Here is a 15,059-nt window from a genome sequence, read left to right as displayed (position 1 = left end):
TCAGGATCTTCCGGGAGCAGCAAAGGGAGCGATGGTGACGCCGTTCTCTTCCAGCGACTTGCGCAGGGCGGCGGCGATCTGCGGGGCACCGGCGGTGTCGCCGTGGATGCACAGCGTGGCGGGCTCCACCGGCAGGCGCTTGCCGCCAGTGGTGGGGATACGCTTGTTCAGCACCATTTCCAGCACCTGCTCGGTGCTTTGGGCGATGTCGTGGATCACCGCGCCGGGCTGGCTGCGCGGGGTCAACTCGCCCGCATCGGTGTAGCTGCGATCGGCGTAGATCTCGCAGGCAACGCGCAGACCGGCCTTCTCGGCTGCCGTGTAGGTCTCGGAGTAGGGCAGCGAGACGTAAATCAGCGAGGGGTCCACCGCGGCGACGGCGCGGGCGCAGACGGCGGCCAGTTCGGGGTCGGTCGCGGCCATATTGCCAAGCGCGCCATGTGTCTTCACATGGGTCATCGGATGGCCCTCGGCCTCGGCCATGCCCTGCATCGCGGCGATCTGGTAGATCAGCTGCGCCTCGAGATCCTCGGGCCGTTCGCCCGAAATGCGGCGGCGCCCGAAGCCATAGAGGTCCATGAACGAGGGATGCGCGCCCACCGCCACGCCCGCCGCCTTGGCAAGCTGGATGGTGCGGCGCATGACCACCGGGTCACCGGCGTGAAAGCCGCAGGCGACATTGGCGGTTGTCACGGTTTCGAGCATCTTCGCGTCGTCGCCGATGGAATAGGCGCCAAAGCTCTCGCCCATGTCGCAGTTGAGGTCCAAGGTGGCCGTCATTCGCTCCCTCCTGGGATCTGATCGTGGGTCTTGTCGTCCGGCGTGTCGGAGGCGCCGGAGCAGGCCTGTCGTTTGCCTGATTGCATTCTGGATACAGCTGGTATACTGAAAATGCAAGCAAGGCAGAAGAGGTTTTTGAATGAGCATCCAGGCGCATGATCTTGCGGGCAAACCGGGCAATGATCCGGCCTTTCTGGCGGTCGGTGACTCTGCGCTCGCGGTGCAATTCGGCGAGTCTGTGGACGCGGAGACCAACCGCCGGGTGATTGCGCTTGCCGAGAGCCTGACCGATCTGCCGCTCGACGGTGTCCTGGAATGCGTGCCGACCTACCGCTCGCTGCTGGTGAGCTATGATCCCGCACGGCTGCGCGGTGCGGCGCTCGAGGCGGCACTGGCGCAGCGCGTCGCGCAGCTGCGGCTGGGGGAAGAGGCCGCGCGCCGCTGGCGGGTGCCGGTGGTCTATGGCGGCGAAGTCGGCCTCGATCTCGAGGATCTCGCGCGCGAGAAAGAGCTCACCCCGGATGAGCTGATCGAGCTGCACAGCGCCGCCGAGTTCCGCGTCTATATGATCGGCTTCGCGCCGGGGTTCGCCTATCTCGGCGGTCTGCCCGAGGCGCTGCACACGCCGCGTTTGCCGAAGCCGCGCATGTCAATCCCGGCGGGGGCCATCGGCATCGGCGGGCAGCAGGGCAGCATCAACTCGGTGACCGGCCCCTCGGGCTGGCGCTTCATCGGCTGGACCCCTTGGCGCGCCTTCGATCCCGCCCGCGCCGAGCCTTTCCTCTTCGCCGCCGGCGACCGGCTGAGCTTCGTGCCGGTCAGTGCTGCGGAAGGTGCGGAAATCGAGGCCGCGATCGCTGCCGGAGAGATGCTGCCGGAGGCGGTGCAATGAGCTTGGAAATTCTCAGCACCGGCCCGATGCTGTCTGTTCAGGACCAAGGCCGCCACGGGCGCAAGCGCTTCGGCGTGCCCTCTGCGGGGGCGATGGACCGTCCCGCGATGGATCTGGCCAATGCGCTCTGCGGCAACGCTCTGACCGCCGCCGCGCTGGAGTTCACCGCCATCGGCGGCAGCTTCAAGGCGGGCCGCGCGCTGCGCCTCGCGGTGACCGGCGGCGAGTGTGACATCCGCATCGGCGAGCGTGTGCTCGGCGCCGGACAAAGCCACACGGTCGAGGCCGGCGAGGTGGTGAAGATCGGCGTGCTGAAGGGCGCGACCTGGGGCTATATCGCCGTCTCGGGCGGCATTGCCGTGCCCGAGGTTCTGGGTGCCCGCGCCACGCATCTGCGCTTTGCGCTTGGCGGGGTCGAAGGGCGCGCGCTGCAGGCGGGGGATCTGTTGCCGCTGGGCGAAGAGGCTGAGGGCGGCATTTGCCTGCGCCCGCGCGAGCCCGCACCGCGCCCCGGCGCGATTGCCCCAGAGCGGCCGATCCGCGTGGTGCTTGGCCCGCAGGGCGATTATTTCGCGCCCGAGGTCATCGCGCAGCTGAAAACCGCGCGCTTTCGCATCACGCCGCAGCGCGACCGCATGGCGATGGTGCTGGACGGCCCACCGCTGCCCGCTGCGCGCGGCCATGACATCGTCTCGGACGGCATCGTTTCGGGCGCCATTCAGGTGCCCTCGTCGGGCCAGCCGATGGTGCTGATGGCCGACTCGCAGACCACCGGCGGCTATCCCAAGATCGCCACGGTAATCTCTGCCGACCTGCCGCGCCTCGCGCAGCTGCCCACCGGGGCCGATCTGCGCTTCGAGATTGTAAGTCGCGACGAGGCCGAGGATATTCTGCTCGCCGAACGGGCACGGCTGCACGAGGTGCTGGCGTCTCTGGTGCCCGCGACCGGGATGATGCTCAGTTCGGGCTTTCTGCTGTCGTGCAACCTTGTGGGCGGTATTGTCGAGCCCGAGGCCGTCATGGGCCGGGATCTGGAGCTATCGGAGGACACTGCGGCATGAGCGGCAAAAACCTTGCGGCGACCGCCTATCGGGAGCTGATCAGGCGCATTCTCGAGGGCGAGCTGAAGCCCGGCGACACGCTGCAGGAATCCCATCTGTGCACCGAGCTTGATATGTCGCGCACGCCGGTGCGTGAGGCCATCGCACGGATCCGCAGCGAGGGGCTGGCCGAGCAGTCGGGCCGCTTCCTGCGGGTGCGCCGGATCAGCCCCGAAGAGATCGACGAGATCTTCTTTCTGCGCCGCGCGCTCGAACCCTCGGCGGTGCGCGCCGCCACCGGGCGGCTCACGCCCGAGCAGATAGGCGCGCTGGAGGCCGATGTGCGCGGCCTCATGCAGCAGGGGCCGGGGCAGGACGATCTGCAATGGCACGTCGACCGTAAGTTCCACGCCTCCATCGCGATTGCGGCTGGCAATGCCGCCGCCGCCAAGGTCATTCAGGACCTGCACATGCGCACCTGCATCTTCGACCACCGCGTCGTGCCCGCGCGCTTCATCCGAGGCTGCGAAGAGCACCTCGCCCTGCTCGCCGCCATGCGCGGCGGTCTTCGCGACGAGGCGGTGGCCCTGATGGGCGCGCATCTCGACCACGCCCGCGACGCCATCTTCGAGCACCTCGGCAAGGTGCACACCGATCCTACCGAAAAGGCCCTCCGGACATGAAATGTCTCATCGTTCAGCCCGTGCATGACGCCGGGCTCGCCCTCCTGCGCAGCAATGGCATCGAGCCGGTGCCCTGCAGCGGCACCGACGCCGCCAGCATCGCCCGCTCGGTGCAGGGCTGCGACGCCGCGATCACCCGCGACGCGGGCTTCCCGCGCGAGGCGTTCGAGGCCGCCGACCGTCTGCGCGCCGTGGTGGTGCATGGCACCGGGCACAACGCTGTCGACAAGGAGGCCGCCATCGAGCGCGGCGTGCTCGTCGCCAACACCCCCGGCGCCAATGCGCAATCGGTGGCCGAACTGACCCTCGGCCTTGCGCTGGCGCTGGCGCGCGGCGTGCCGGGCGCTGACCGCTGGGAGCGCGCGGGCACGCCGGGCTTTCGCGAGTCGGTGAGTTTCCGCGAACTGTCGGGCAAGACCGTGCTGGTGGTCGGCTGGGGCAGCATCGGCAGCCGCTTCGGCCAGATGGCTGCAAGCGCCTTTGGCATGAAGGTTCTGGTGCATTCGCCGCGCGCCCGCGACATCGGCGGGTTCACCCGCGTCGGCAGCCTCGAAGAGGGGCTGGCGCAGGCCGATCTGGTGACGCTGCACACGCCGCTGCGCCCCGAGACGCACCGCATGTTCAACGCCGCGCGCTTCGCCGCGATGAAGCCGGGTGCGCAGTTGGTCAACGTGGCGCGGGCCGAACTGATCGATGAGGCGGCACTGGCGGGCGCATTGGCCAGCGGCCATCTCGGCGGCGCGGCGCTGGACGTCTACAGCCATGGCGCTGGCACCGGCCCGCTGGCGGCGTTCTCCAACGTGATCTTCACGCCGCATCTGGGCGGCACCACCGAAGAGGCCCTGCGCCGCGTCGCCATGGGTGCGGCGGGCCATGTGGTCACCGCGCTGACCGGCGGCGTGCCCGAGACGGTGCTGACCCCGGTCCCGCAGGCACAAACCGCGGAGGCAAGCGCATGAGCGAGACACTGACCGTTCCGCCGCGCGCGCTTATCGCGGGCACCATCTCGCGAGTGCTGACCCGCGTGAACACGATCACCGAAGACGGACCGGGCTGGACCCGTCCCTCTTACAGCGCGCTGGAAAGCGCGGCGCATGCGGTGATCGAGGAAGAGGCCAAGGCGCTCGGCTGCGAGGTCCGGCGCGATGCGGCGGGCAACCTCTTTGCCACGCTGCCGGGCCGCGATCCTTCAGCAACGCCGCTCTATATCGGCTCGCATCTCGACACGGTCAGCCAAGGCGGGGCCTATGACGGGCAGGCGGGGGTGATCGGCGCGCTTGCGGTGATCGCTGCGTTGCGCGATCAGGCAATCACCCCGGCCTCGGACATCGTGCTGACCGTCACCCGCGCCGAGGAAAGCGTGTGGTTCCCGGTCTCTTACGCCGGATCGCGCGCCGGGCTGGGCCGCCTGAACCCCGAGGATTTCGACGCCAAGCGCTCGGACACCGGGCTCTCGCTGGCCGAACACCTGAAGATGGAAGGCTTCGATCCTGACGCGGTGCGCAACATCGTCCCGCCCGCTCCGGCGCGCTTTTTGGAGTTCCACATCGAGCAGGGCCCGGTGCTGGATGATGCGGGCGAAGCCTTTGCGGTGGTCGATGCAGTGCGCGGCGGTCTGCGCTATCGCAACGCGCAGGTGCATGGCACTTGGGCGCATTCGGGCGGCGCGCCGCGCGGCAGCCGTGCCGATGCGGTGGTTGCCATGGCCGATCTCATCCTCGCGATGGATGCGGTCTGGGCGCGGCTGCTGGACGCGGGCCATGATCTCACCGTGACCTTCGGCAAGCTCGACGCCGCCTCGCCGCAGCACGCCATGGCGAAAGTGCCGGGCCACGCGGGGTTCTGCCTCGATCTGCGCTCGGATGAGGTGGCGGTGCTGGAGGAGGCCGACGCGGCGCTGCAGGCAGAGATCGCCCGTATCGAGGCCGCCCGCCCCGGCATCCGGTTCGAGCTCGGCGCGCAGAGCCGCTCGTCCCCGGCCCGGTTGTCGCCGTCGATGGCCGATTTCGTCGCGGCGGGTGCAGCGGCGCAGGGGGACAGCCCGCGCCGGATGCTCTCGGGCGGCGGCCATGACGCGGCGGCCTTCGGCGCGGCGGGCTGGGACAGCGTTATGGTCTTCATCCGCAACTGGAACGGCAGCCATTGCCCCGAAGAAGCGATGGATGAGGCCGATCTCGCCCGCGCCGTCGCCGCCGTTTATCTCGCCATCGTGCAGGAGAGCGCCGGATGAGCGGAGCGACGCTGGCCGAAACCGCCTACGCGCGGCTGCGCGACGACATCGTCTCGGGCACGATCCCGGCGGAAACCGTGCTGTCGGAGCGCGCGCTGACCGAAACGCTGGGTGTGTCGCGGACGCCGCTGCGCGCGGCGATCTCGCGCCTCGAGAGCGAGGGCATGGTCGACCGGCTGAGCAATGGCGTGGTGCTGGTGCGGTCGGTGACGGTCGAGCAGCTTTTGCAGATCGTACACCTGCGCCAGACGCTGGAAAGCGCCGCCGCGGGCCGCGCCGCCCGCTTTGGCGCCACCGAGCGGCTGCTGGAGATTCGCACGCAGATGCAGGCCATCGTCGATGGGGATCCGGTCAGTTTCGATGCCTTCTGGCAGGCCGACGGTGCCTTTCACCACGCGGTGGCCGAGGCGGCGCGGCTCGATCTTCTGCCCGCCATCCTCGACGAGCAGCGCGGCATTGCGCGGCGCTGCTCGCTGACCCGCACCTATGACACTTTCGTCGATCAGGCGCGCGAGCATGTCGAGATCATCGACGCCATCGCCGCGCATGACGCAGAGCTCGCCGCGGCCCGCATGGCCGGGCATTTCGATCACGTCCGGGCGCGGTTCCTCGGCACGTTCAACGCTTCCTGAGGACCCCATGAACCAGATACTCCAGACCCCTGCCGCGCTCGCGGGCAGCGCCGCCGTTTTTCCCGCCGAGGAGTTTCGCGCCCGCGCCGCCGCGCTGCAGGTACGCCTCCGCGCCGAGGGGGCCGACGCCCTGCTGCTGACCGGGCCGGAAAACATCTTCTGGACCGCCGGACGCCAGACCGCGGGCTATTTCGCCTTTCAGGCGCTGATCATGCCCGCCGAGGGCGAGCCGGTGCTGCTGGTACGCCAGCTCGAAGAGACCGGCGCCCGCGCAGATGCGTGGTTCGATGGGGTCCACACATGGCAGGACGGGCAGGACCCGGCGGCGGCGCTGGCCGCGCTTGTGCGCGCGCAGGGGATCGAGCGGCTTGCGGTCGAGCGCTCGGGCTGGTTCGTCAGCCCCGACATGATGGGCCGGATCGAGACCGCGCTCTCGGGCGTGTCGCTGCTCGACGGCTCGGGCTGGACCGAAGCGCTGCGCGCGGTGAAATCCCCGCGCGAGCTGGCCGCGCTGCGGCTGGCGGCGGGCTATGCCGAGGCGGGCATGGCCGCCGCGATCGAGGCCTGCCGGGCCGGCGCGAGCGAGAACACCATTGCCGCCGCGATGACCGCCGCGGCGATCGAGGCCGGATCCGAGGCGATGGCGATGGAGCCGCTGGTCAGTTCCGGCCCGCGCTCGGGCATCCCGCACGCCACATGGCGGCGGCGCCTGCTCGAAGAGGGTGACGGCGTCTTCCTCGAACTGGCCGCCAGCCATGACCGCTACCACGCCGCGCTGATGCGCTCGGTCTGGATCGGCACACCGCCCGAGACCGCGCAGCAGATGATGGACACGGCGCTGCGCGGCCTGGATGCCGCGCTGGCGGCGATGCGCCCCGGTGTCGCCTGCTCGGTCCCGCATGAGGCAGCGCAGCAGGTCATCGACGCCGCGGGCTTCACCGCCGCTTTCCGCAAGCGCGCGGGCTATTCCATGGGCGCGGCCTTTGCCCCGGATTGGGGCGAGGGCGCGATCCTGTCGCTCTTCACCGGCGTCGAGACGCCGCTTGAACCGGGCATGGTGTTCCACCTGCCCATCACCCTGCGTGACTACGGACGCTTTACGGTGGGCGTGTCGGAAACGGTGATCGTCACCGAGACCGGCGCCGAACCGCTGTCGTCACTGCCGCGCCAAATCACCCTTCGCTGACACACTCAAGACACTGGAACGCAATATGAAATCCCTCTTCCACCTCGCGATTCACGTCACAGACCTTGACGAGACCCGCGCCTTCTACGGCGATGTGCTCGGCTGCGAAGAAGGCCGTTCGACCGACACTTGGGTCGATTTCGACTTCTTCGGTCACCAGCTGTCGCTGCACCTCGGCGAGCCCTTCCCGGTGACCCGCACCGGCAAGGTCGGCGAGCATATGGTGATGATGCCGCACATGGGCGCGGTGCTGCGCCTCGATGACTGGAAGGCGCTGGCGGACCGCCTCGCCGCCAAAGGGATCGCGTTCGACATCCCGCCGGTGATCCGCTTCGAAGGCGAGCCGGGCGAGCAGCGCACCATGTTCTTCTTCGATCCCTCGGGCAACCCGATCGAGATCAAGGGCTTTGCCGATTTCGACGGCCTCTTCGCCTCCTGATCCGTAAGGCGCTGAAACGAAAGCCCCCGGCCAGATGGCCGGGGGCTTTTTCATGCGCGGAGCCTCCGTGAGTGGTGGCTGCGGGGCCTTAGCCCCGCATCAGGTCCGGCACGATGCTGACGATCTGCGGGAAAAGCGCGATCAGGAAGACGAAGGCCGCCATGATCAGGAAGAACGGCATGGTCGCGCGGGTGATCTTGCCGATGCTGTCGCCGGTGAGGCGTTGCAGCACCGTCAGGTTGAAGCCCACCGGCGGCGAGATCTGCGCCATCTCGACGACGATCACGATGAACACGCCGAACCAAACCTTGTCATAGCCCGCAGCCTCGACCAGCGGCAGGGTGATCGGCAGCGTCATGACGATGATCGCCAGCCCTTCCATCACCATGCCGAGCAGGATGTAGAACACCAGCAGCACCGCGATCAGCGCCAGCGGCGACAGGCCCCAGCCGTTGATCACCCCGGCGATGTAGCGCGGCAGGCCGAGATAGCCGATGGCGGTCGACAGGAACATGGCGCCGACCATGATGAGGCCGATCATCGCACTGTTCTCGGCCGCTTGGCGGGAAGCGGCGAGCAGCCCCTTGAGGTCGAGCTTGCGCTGCGCGAAGCCGATCACCATGGCGCCGATCACACCTGCGGCTGCGGCCTCGGTGGGCGAGGCGATACCGCCATACATCGAGCCGATCACGAAGACGATCAGCAGCAGCAGCGGGCCAAGGTCGGTGAGCGCGCGCAGCTTGTCCATCAGGCTCGACGGGGGCGGGGCCTCGCCGATGGTCTCGGGCGAGAGTTTCGCGCGGATGCCGATGTAGCCCATATAGGCCACGGCCAGCAGCGCGCCGGGCAGGATGCCCGCCATGAAGAGGCGCAGGATCGATTCCTCGGCCATGACGCCGTAGATGATCATGATGGTCGAAGGCGGGATCAGGAAGCCCAGCGTGCCAGCGCCGGCCAGCGAGCCGATCACCAGATCGCGGTTGTAGCCGCGCTTCAGCAACTCGCCCGCGGTGATCCGTCCCACCGTCACCGTGGTCGCAGCAGACGAGCCGCAGACCGAGGCGAAGAGCGTGCAGCCCAGGACGTTGATATGGGTCAGCCGTCCCGGCACGCGGCGCAGCCACGGGGTGAGGCCGGTGAACAGCGAGGCCGAGATATTGGTGCGGAACAGCACCTCTGCCATCAGGATGAACAGCGGCAGCGCCAGCAGTTCCGGCGAAGAGAGCACGTTCCACGACTGCTGCGAGAGCAGTTTCAGGAAGGGCATCTGCGGACGGAACAGCGCGATCATCGCCACGCCGGTGGCAATGAGGCCAAGGCCGATCCACAGGCCCGAGCCCAGCAGCAGGACCATGATCCCCACCAGGGAGGTTGCAATTTGCGTCATCGCGGCGCCTTTCGGGAAGTGTCTGTGTGGGGGACGTCGGTGTGTCGGGTCATTCGATCGCCGCGCCCTCGGCGAGCCGTTCGCCGCGGCTCAGCCGCAGCAGCTGCGCCGCGCATTGCAGCGTCAGGATGATGGCGCCAAGCGCGACGAGGCTCTGCGGCCAGACCAGCGGCGTGCGCATGACGGTGGAAGAGGTGGAGCCGCGCTGGAACGAGAGCCATGCCATTTCGCTCAGCGCCCATGCGAGCGCGGCGCAGGCGGCGAGCCCCGCGAGGCAGGCGCCGAACTCGATCACCCGCGACAGCGGGCGCGGCACACTCTCCAGCACGGCGGTGACGCGCACATGCGCGCCCCGGCGCAGCGCGTCGGCGGCCCCCATCATGAAGGCGGTGCCCATGGCATAGGCCGAGTAGTCCCAAGAGAAGGGCAGCGAGCGTCCAAAGAGATTCCGCGAGACGATCTCGGCGGTGATCATCACGAGGATCGCCAGAAGGGCGAGCCCGGCAATGAGGTTGCCCGCCCGCGTCACCGCATCAATCGGTGCGATAAGCGCGCCTAACCGCCCCGAGGGTGTCGAGGCGGGGCTCTGTTCCGGGCTTTGATCCAGGCTGTTGTCCGACCTGTTGTCCATGGCGTTCACCATCCTTGCGGCCTTCTTTTGGGGGCAGAATGCAGGACCGGGCCCCTGTGCCGGGGCCCGGTCCGCTGGATCACTCTCCGCGCACGGCGAGGTAGTTGTCGATCACCGGCGCGGCCTCGGGCACGCGCTCTTTGAATTCGTCCCAGAGCGGGCGGGCGGCCTCGATCAGCGCGGCCTGAAGCTCTTTGGACGGGGCCGAGACGGTCATGCCGTTCTCTTCGAGCGTGGCGATCTTGGCGGCGTCCTCATTGGCCGAGTTCAGCCAGAAGTCACCCTCGAGCGAGGCGGCCACGGCTTCGATGGCTTCCTGATCTTCGACGTCCAGCGCGTTCCACGCGTCGAGGTTCACGGTGACGATGTTCGAGGAGGCCTGCCAGTTGAAGGTGCTCATGTTGTCCATGAACTCCCAGAAGGCGCCATCGACGCCGGACGACGACGAGGTGGTCACGCCCTTGATGGTGCCCGCGGCGAGCGAGGGAACCACTTCGCCCCACGGCATCTGCAGCGGCGCGGCGCCGAGCGCGTTGAAGAAGGCGTCGCCGTTCGCGTCGACGACGCGGATGGTCAGACCTTTGAGATCCTCGATGGTCTCGATCTTGTTCGGCGAATAGACCGCCTGACCCGGCCACGGGGTCATGTAGAGCAGCTTTTGGTTCATGCCTTCGGCGATATCCTCGACCATCGGGCGGTAGAACTTGTGCAGCAGCGCGAGGTCGGGAAGCGTCGGGGCGAGGTAGGGCAGGGTTTCGACACCCAGCGCCGGGTTCTCGCCAACCTGCTGGCTCATCAGGATGTCGGCGATCGGCACCAGACCGTCACGCACGGCGGCCATGCCTTCGGGGCCCTTGATGCCAAGCGCGCCGCCCGAGTGCACGGTGATCTGCACGTCGCCATCGGTGGCGTCGGCGACCTGCTCTGCGAAGGTCATCGCGTTCTTGGTGTGGAAGTTGCCTTCCGGCCAGACGACGGACATGTCCCATGCTGTCTGTGCCGCGACTGCCGAGCCCAGCGTGATGCCCAAGCTGGCGATGGCGATGCCGATTCCATGTTTCATTGAGAGAACCCCTGTTGGCGTTTTTCACGGTGACCGCTCACCGCGATCTGCGGAGTTTCAGTATACCACCTGTATCCGTAAGGAAGGCTGCGAGCGCCTAAACCTGCTCTGAGACATAAGGTGAATAATATTTAGGCGGTATTGGCGCAGTATAGTCCGAAAAATGGTCGCTATGAATCAAATGCCGCAGCGGCAGCTGCGGCAGAAGGGCTGCGCCTCAGGGGGCGCGCCGAAGAGCGGGACTGTGGATTCTTGGGCGGACTTGGACGCCCCCGCTCAGCGCGCCAGTCGGCCCTGCACGCGGGATTTGACCTCTGCGGGCTCGTCGCCAAGCGCCTGCATCAGGGCGCGCAGATCGTTGCGCGTGCCGTGCAACTGGTCGACGAGATGCATCACGAGGCCAAGCGCATCGTCGTTCAGGTCGAAATCGTCGCAGAGATCGCAGAGCAGTTCCATCCGGGCGACATCGACCTGCCGATAGACCGCTCTGCCCTCGGTCTCGGCGGGCGCGATCACTTCGGCCCGCAGAAACCGGCTGAGACGCGTGCGGTCAAGCCGCGCGACGGCGGCGATCACCTCTTCTTCGGAATAGAAGACGCTGGTCATGCCTTGGCCCTCCAGTCTTTGCGCGGATCATAGGCGTGGGTTTGGCTCCAGCCCTCCATGAAGCTGCTCAACTCGGCGTCCACCTCCTTGGGCATGACGACCTGCAATTCGATCCGTTGATCGCCTGCGGGACGGCCCGCGCGGGCCACGCCGCGCCCGCGCAGGCGCAGAACCTGTCCGCTGCTGGCCCCTTTGGGCACCGTCACCTTGACCGGCCCGGCGATCGTCGGCGCCTCGACCTTTGCCCCAAGCACCGCCTCGTAGAGGGTGATTGGCAGGGTGATCACGATGTCATCGCCGTCGCGGGTGAAGATCGGATGCGGTTTGATCGAGAGCGTCACATAGGCGTCGCCGGGGGCACCGCCGCCATGACCGGGGCCGCCTTTGCCGCGCAGCCGCAGCGTGGTGCCATCGGCCACGCCCTTGGGAATTTTCACCTCGAGATTGCCGCCGCCGGGCAGGGTGATGCGCATGCTGCCGCCGTTGGCCGCCTCGAGGAAAGGCACTTCTAGCGCGTATTGCGCATCGGCGCCGCGGGCGCGGAAGCTGTACTCTTGGTAGCCCTCGCCGGGGTGGCCGCGCTGCCGCCGCAGGAACTCGGCGAAGATGTCGGCCTCGTCCCCAAAGCCCTCATAGCGCGGGCCTTGACGGTAGGGGTTGTTGGGCTGCTCGGCAAAATCGCGGTAGAACTGGCGCTCTTGCGGGCGTTCCTGCCCGCTGGCGTCGATCTCGCCGCGGTCAAATCGGGCGCGCTTTTCCGGGTCCTTGAGCAGTTCGAACGCCGCGCCCGCGGCCTTGAACCGAGCCTCGGCCGTCCCATCGCCGGGGTGCAGGTCGGGATGGCTCTCCTTCGCGATCTTGCGATAGGCCTTCTTGATCTCATCCGCGCTGGCGGTCTTGGACACGCCAAGCACGTCGTAGGGGTTGTCGCTCATGTGCCGCTCCACCCGTGAGTCCGCTGGCTCCGAGTAGAGCGCCTTCCGGCGCGTGCCGCAACAGCTGTCCGCGCTCTAGGGCGCTGGCGGAGCGTGCAGATTTGCGCAGGCGGGGCAGGCGCGCCCCGCCGCCGTCAGAAATCGAGTCCGAGGTCGAGGGTCGACACCGAATGGGTCAGCGCGCCCGAAGAGATGTAATCGACGCCGGTGGCCGCGACCTCGGCGATGCGCTCCAGCTTCATGTTGCCGGAGGCTTCGAGGACCAGCCGTCCCGCGGTCATCGCCACCGCCTCGCGCAGGGTGGGCGTGTCCATATTGTCGAGCAGCACCACGTCGGCGCCGCCCTCGTCCAGCACTTCGGCCAGCTGATCGAGCGTATCCACCTCGATCTCCACCCGCACCATATGCGAGGCCTGCCCCTTGATCGCCTGCAGCACCGGGCGGATGCCCCCCGCCGCGGCGATGTGGTTGTCTTTCACCAGAATGGCATCGGACAGCGAGAAGCGGTGGTTGAAGCCGCCGCCGTGCAGCACCGCCTGTTTCTCGACGAGGCGCAGGCCGGGCGTGGTCTTGCGGGTGCAGGTGATGCGCGTGTCGGTGCCGCGGGTCTCGGCGACGAAGGCCGCGGTCATCGTGGCGACCCCCGACAGACGGCCCGCGAAGTTCAGCGCGACGCGCTCGGCAGAGAGGATCGAGGCGGCGGGGCCAGAGATCTCCATCAGCACGTCGCCGGGGGTGATGGGATCGCCATCGACCTTGTGCTGGGTCAGCACCAGCGAGGGATCGACCATATGAAACGCCATGCGGGCGATCTGCATCCCCGACACCACGCCCGGCTCGCGGGCACAGAGCCGCGCGGTGTAGCGCGTGCCCTCGGGGATCACCGTGCGGGTGGTCAGATCGCCATAGGTGCCCAGATCCTCCATCAGCGCGCTGCGCACCAACGGGTCGAGGATCATGTCGGGCAGCGGAGGCAGGGACATCAGGCGGGTTCCTTCTGGAGCGTATCGCGAAGGCGCAGGGCCTCCGTCAGGGTCATGCGGCTGCGGGAGCCGGTCTGGGCTGTTTCTTGCGTGGCATCCGAGCGGAAATGCGCGCCGCGGCTCTCGGTCCGCGTCAGCGCGGCGGCGGCGATCAGCGTTGCCGTGGCGGTCATATTGCGCAGCGCCGTGCAATCCGGCTGCGCGGCCTCCACGGCGGCGATCTCGCGCAGACAGGCGGACAGGCCCGAGGCGTCGCGGATCACCCCCGCACCCGCCGTCATCGCCGCGCGCAGCCGGGCGACGAGAGCGGGGTCGGGAACCTCGGCGGGGCCGGTCTGCGGCAGGGTAAGCTCCGGCGCGTCGGTCGCCTCGCTCGCCTCGCCAAGCGCGGCGGCCATATCGGTGGCGCAGCGGCGGGCGTAGACCAGCGCCTCGAGCAGCCCGTTCGAGGCCAGACGATTGGCGCCGTGCAGGCCGGTCGAGGCGACCTCACCGCAGGCCCAGAGCCCGCGCAGAGAACTGCGCCCGGCGGCGTTGGTCTCGATGCCGCCCATATGGTAATGCGCGGCGGCGGCCACCGGAATAGGATGCTGCGCCGGGTCGATCCCGGCGCGGGCGCAGGCGGCGGCGACGCCCGGAAACTCCTGATGGATGCGATCGCCGAGCGCGGCGCGTGTGTCGAGCATGGGGCGCAGCCCGGCGCGGCTTTGGGCATAGACCGCGCGGGCGACCACGTCGCGCGGCGCCAGTTCGCGATCGGGATGCTGCCCGTCCATGAAGCGCTCGCCCAGCCGGTTGATCAGCACCGCCCCCTCGCCGCGCAGCGCCTCGGTGGCCAACGGCGCAGGGTCGAGGCCGATGTCCATGGCGGTGGGGTGGAACTGCACGAACTCCATGTCGGCCATCACCGCGCCCGCGCGGGCGGCAAGCCCGGCAACCTGCCCGCGGATGCGCGCGGGGTTGGTGGTCAGCGCATAAAGCCCGCCAGAGCCGCCGCCCGCCAAGAGCACCGCCGGAGCGGTCACGGCCACGGGCGCGCCGCCGCCCGAGGGCGCCAGTTCAACGCCGCTGACCCGCCCCGCCGCACTGCGCAGCCCGGTGGCGAGCCAGCCCTCGAGCAATTGCACCGAAGGCGTCTGCCGCAGCTGCGCGGCCAGCGCGCGCATAATCTCGGCCCCGGCCTGATCGCCGCGCACCCGCACCACGCGGGCAAAGGCATGGGCGGCCTCGCGCGACAGCAGGTAGCCGCCCGCCGCGTCGCGGTCGAAGGGTGCGCCGAGATCGGTGAGGGTGAGGATATGGTCCCGCGCCTCGCGGGTGACCGAGCGGGCCACCTCCGCGTCGACAATCCCCGCCCCGGCGCGCCGCGTGTCGGTGGCATGGGCTTCGGGGCTGTCGGGCTGCGCCATGGCGGCGGCGACCCCGCCCTGCGCCCAAGCCGAGCTAGCGCCACTGCCCAGCGGATCGGGCGAGACCAGCAGCACAGGGCGCGGCGCCAACGCCAACGCCGCGTAGAGCGCCGCAAGACCGGCACCGACGATCACCACCCGGCCGGTGGATATCTCTTGCATG

The 15,059-nt window shown here is 68.7% G+C and carries 16 protein-coding genes; 8 read left to right on the top strand and 8 right to left on the bottom strand.

From position 1 onward, the window contains the following. Positions 1 to 780 carry a LamB/YcsF family protein gene (locus tag AYJ57_RS23465; RefSeq protein WP_066111656.1) on the bottom strand — a complete coding sequence of 260 codons (780 nt, stop codon included), beginning with the start codon at positions 778 to 780 and terminating at the stop codon, positions 1 to 3. A gap of 139 nt (positions 781 to 919) precedes the next feature. Between AYJ57_RS23465 and pxpB the strand changes: the two genes are divergently transcribed. From pxpB to AYJ57_RS23425, 8 genes are read left to right on the top strand one after another with little or no spacing between them, the layout of a single operon-like run. Continuing rightward, a complete protein-coding gene (pxpB, locus tag AYJ57_RS23460) occupies positions 920 to 1,672 on the top strand; it encodes a 5-oxoprolinase subunit PxpB (protein ID WP_066111654.1) in 753 nt (250 codons plus the stop codon). Beyond that, the gene (locus AYJ57_RS23455) at positions 1,669 to 2,733 is read left to right on the top strand and encodes a biotin-dependent carboxyltransferase family protein (protein ID WP_066111651.1); all 1,065 of its coding nucleotides are present in this window, start codon (positions 1,669 to 1,671) and stop codon (positions 2,731 to 2,733) included. The genes pxpB and AYJ57_RS23455 overlap by 4 nt, the downstream gene beginning before the upstream one ends. Next, positions 2,730 to 3,395 carry a GntR family transcriptional regulator gene (locus tag AYJ57_RS23450; RefSeq protein ID WP_066111649.1) on the top strand — a complete coding sequence of 222 codons (666 nt, stop codon included), beginning with the start codon at positions 2,730 to 2,732 and terminating at the stop codon, positions 3,393 to 3,395. Before AYJ57_RS23455 ends, AYJ57_RS23450 begins: the two co-directional genes overlap by 4 nt. Further along, positions 3,392 to 4,354: an NAD(P)-dependent oxidoreductase gene (locus AYJ57_RS23445; RefSeq protein WP_066111648.1), complete on the top strand. Its 963-nt coding sequence runs from the start codon at positions 3,392 to 3,394 to the stop codon at positions 4,352 to 4,354. Before AYJ57_RS23450 ends, AYJ57_RS23445 begins: the two co-directional genes overlap by 4 nt. Further along, the gene (locus AYJ57_RS23440) at positions 4,351 to 5,625 is read left to right on the top strand and encodes a Zn-dependent hydrolase (RefSeq protein WP_066111646.1); all 1,275 of its coding nucleotides are present in this window, start codon (positions 4,351 to 4,353) and stop codon (positions 5,623 to 5,625) included. Before AYJ57_RS23445 ends, AYJ57_RS23440 begins: the two co-directional genes overlap by 4 nt. Next, on the top strand, positions 5,622 to 6,257 hold the full coding sequence (locus AYJ57_RS23435; RefSeq protein ID WP_066111644.1) for a GntR family transcriptional regulator: 636 nt from the start codon (positions 5,622 to 5,624) through the stop codon (positions 6,255 to 6,257). Before AYJ57_RS23440 ends, AYJ57_RS23435 begins: the two co-directional genes overlap by 4 nt. 7 nt (positions 6,258 to 6,264) lie before the next feature. Then, positions 6,265 to 7,443, top strand: coding sequence for a M24 family metallopeptidase (locus AYJ57_RS23430; RefSeq protein WP_066111641.1), 1,179 nt, complete (start codon positions 6,265 to 6,267; stop codon positions 7,441 to 7,443). Between the two features lie 25 nt (positions 7,444 to 7,468). Beyond that, on the top strand, positions 7,469 to 7,882 hold the full coding sequence (locus AYJ57_RS23425) for a VOC family protein (RefSeq protein ID WP_066111638.1): 414 nt from the start codon (positions 7,469 to 7,471) through the stop codon (positions 7,880 to 7,882). Positions 7,883 to 7,970: 88 nt separating this feature from the next. Here the strand turns inward: AYJ57_RS23425 and AYJ57_RS23420 are convergent, their stop codons facing one another. From AYJ57_RS23420 to AYJ57_RS23390, 7 genes are all read right to left on the bottom strand, one after another. After that, a complete protein-coding gene (locus AYJ57_RS23420) occupies positions 7,971 to 9,269 on the bottom strand; it encodes a TRAP transporter large permease (RefSeq protein ID WP_066111636.1) in 1,299 nt (432 codons plus the stop codon). Between the two features lie 49 nt (positions 9,270 to 9,318). Then, positions 9,319 to 9,900, bottom strand: coding sequence for a TRAP transporter small permease subunit (locus AYJ57_RS23415; RefSeq protein WP_083191526.1), 582 nt, complete (start codon positions 9,898 to 9,900; stop codon positions 9,319 to 9,321). Between the two features lie 79 nt (positions 9,901 to 9,979). Beyond that, on the bottom strand, positions 9,980 to 10,963 hold the full coding sequence (locus AYJ57_RS23410; protein WP_066111634.1) for a TRAP transporter substrate-binding protein: 984 nt from the start codon (positions 10,961 to 10,963) through the stop codon (positions 9,980 to 9,982). A 276-nt stretch (positions 10,964 to 11,239) separates the two neighbouring features. Further along, the gene (locus AYJ57_RS23405) at positions 11,240 to 11,569 is read right to left on the bottom strand and encodes a chaperone modulator CbpM (RefSeq protein ID WP_066111632.1); all 330 of its coding nucleotides are present in this window, start codon (positions 11,567 to 11,569) and stop codon (positions 11,240 to 11,242) included. Next, positions 11,566 to 12,504 (bottom strand): DnaJ C-terminal domain-containing protein, encoded by a 939-nt coding sequence (locus AYJ57_RS23400; protein ID WP_066111630.1) that lies wholly within the window; start codon positions 12,502 to 12,504, stop codon positions 11,566 to 11,568. Before AYJ57_RS23400 ends, AYJ57_RS23405 begins: the two co-directional genes overlap by 4 nt. 134 nt (positions 12,505 to 12,638) lie before the next feature. Then, a complete protein-coding gene (gene nadC, locus AYJ57_RS23395; RefSeq protein WP_066111628.1) occupies positions 12,639 to 13,487 on the bottom strand; it encodes a carboxylating nicotinate-nucleotide diphosphorylase in 849 nt (282 codons plus the stop codon). Beyond that, positions 13,487 to 15,058, bottom strand: a complete 1,572-nt coding sequence (locus AYJ57_RS23390) for an L-aspartate oxidase (RefSeq protein ID WP_066111626.1) — start codon at positions 15,056 to 15,058, stop codon at positions 13,487 to 13,489. Before AYJ57_RS23390 ends, nadC begins: the two co-directional genes overlap by 1 nt. Position 15,059 lies beyond the last annotated feature (1 nt).

The sequence above is a fragment of the Salipiger sp. CCB-MM3 genome (genome assembly GCF_001687105.1).
Classification (GTDB): domain Bacteria; phylum Pseudomonadota; class Alphaproteobacteria; order Rhodobacterales; family Rhodobacteraceae; genus Salipiger.
Note: the sequence above shows the minus strand (reverse complement) of the source record. Positions and strands in the feature narration are given on the sequence as shown.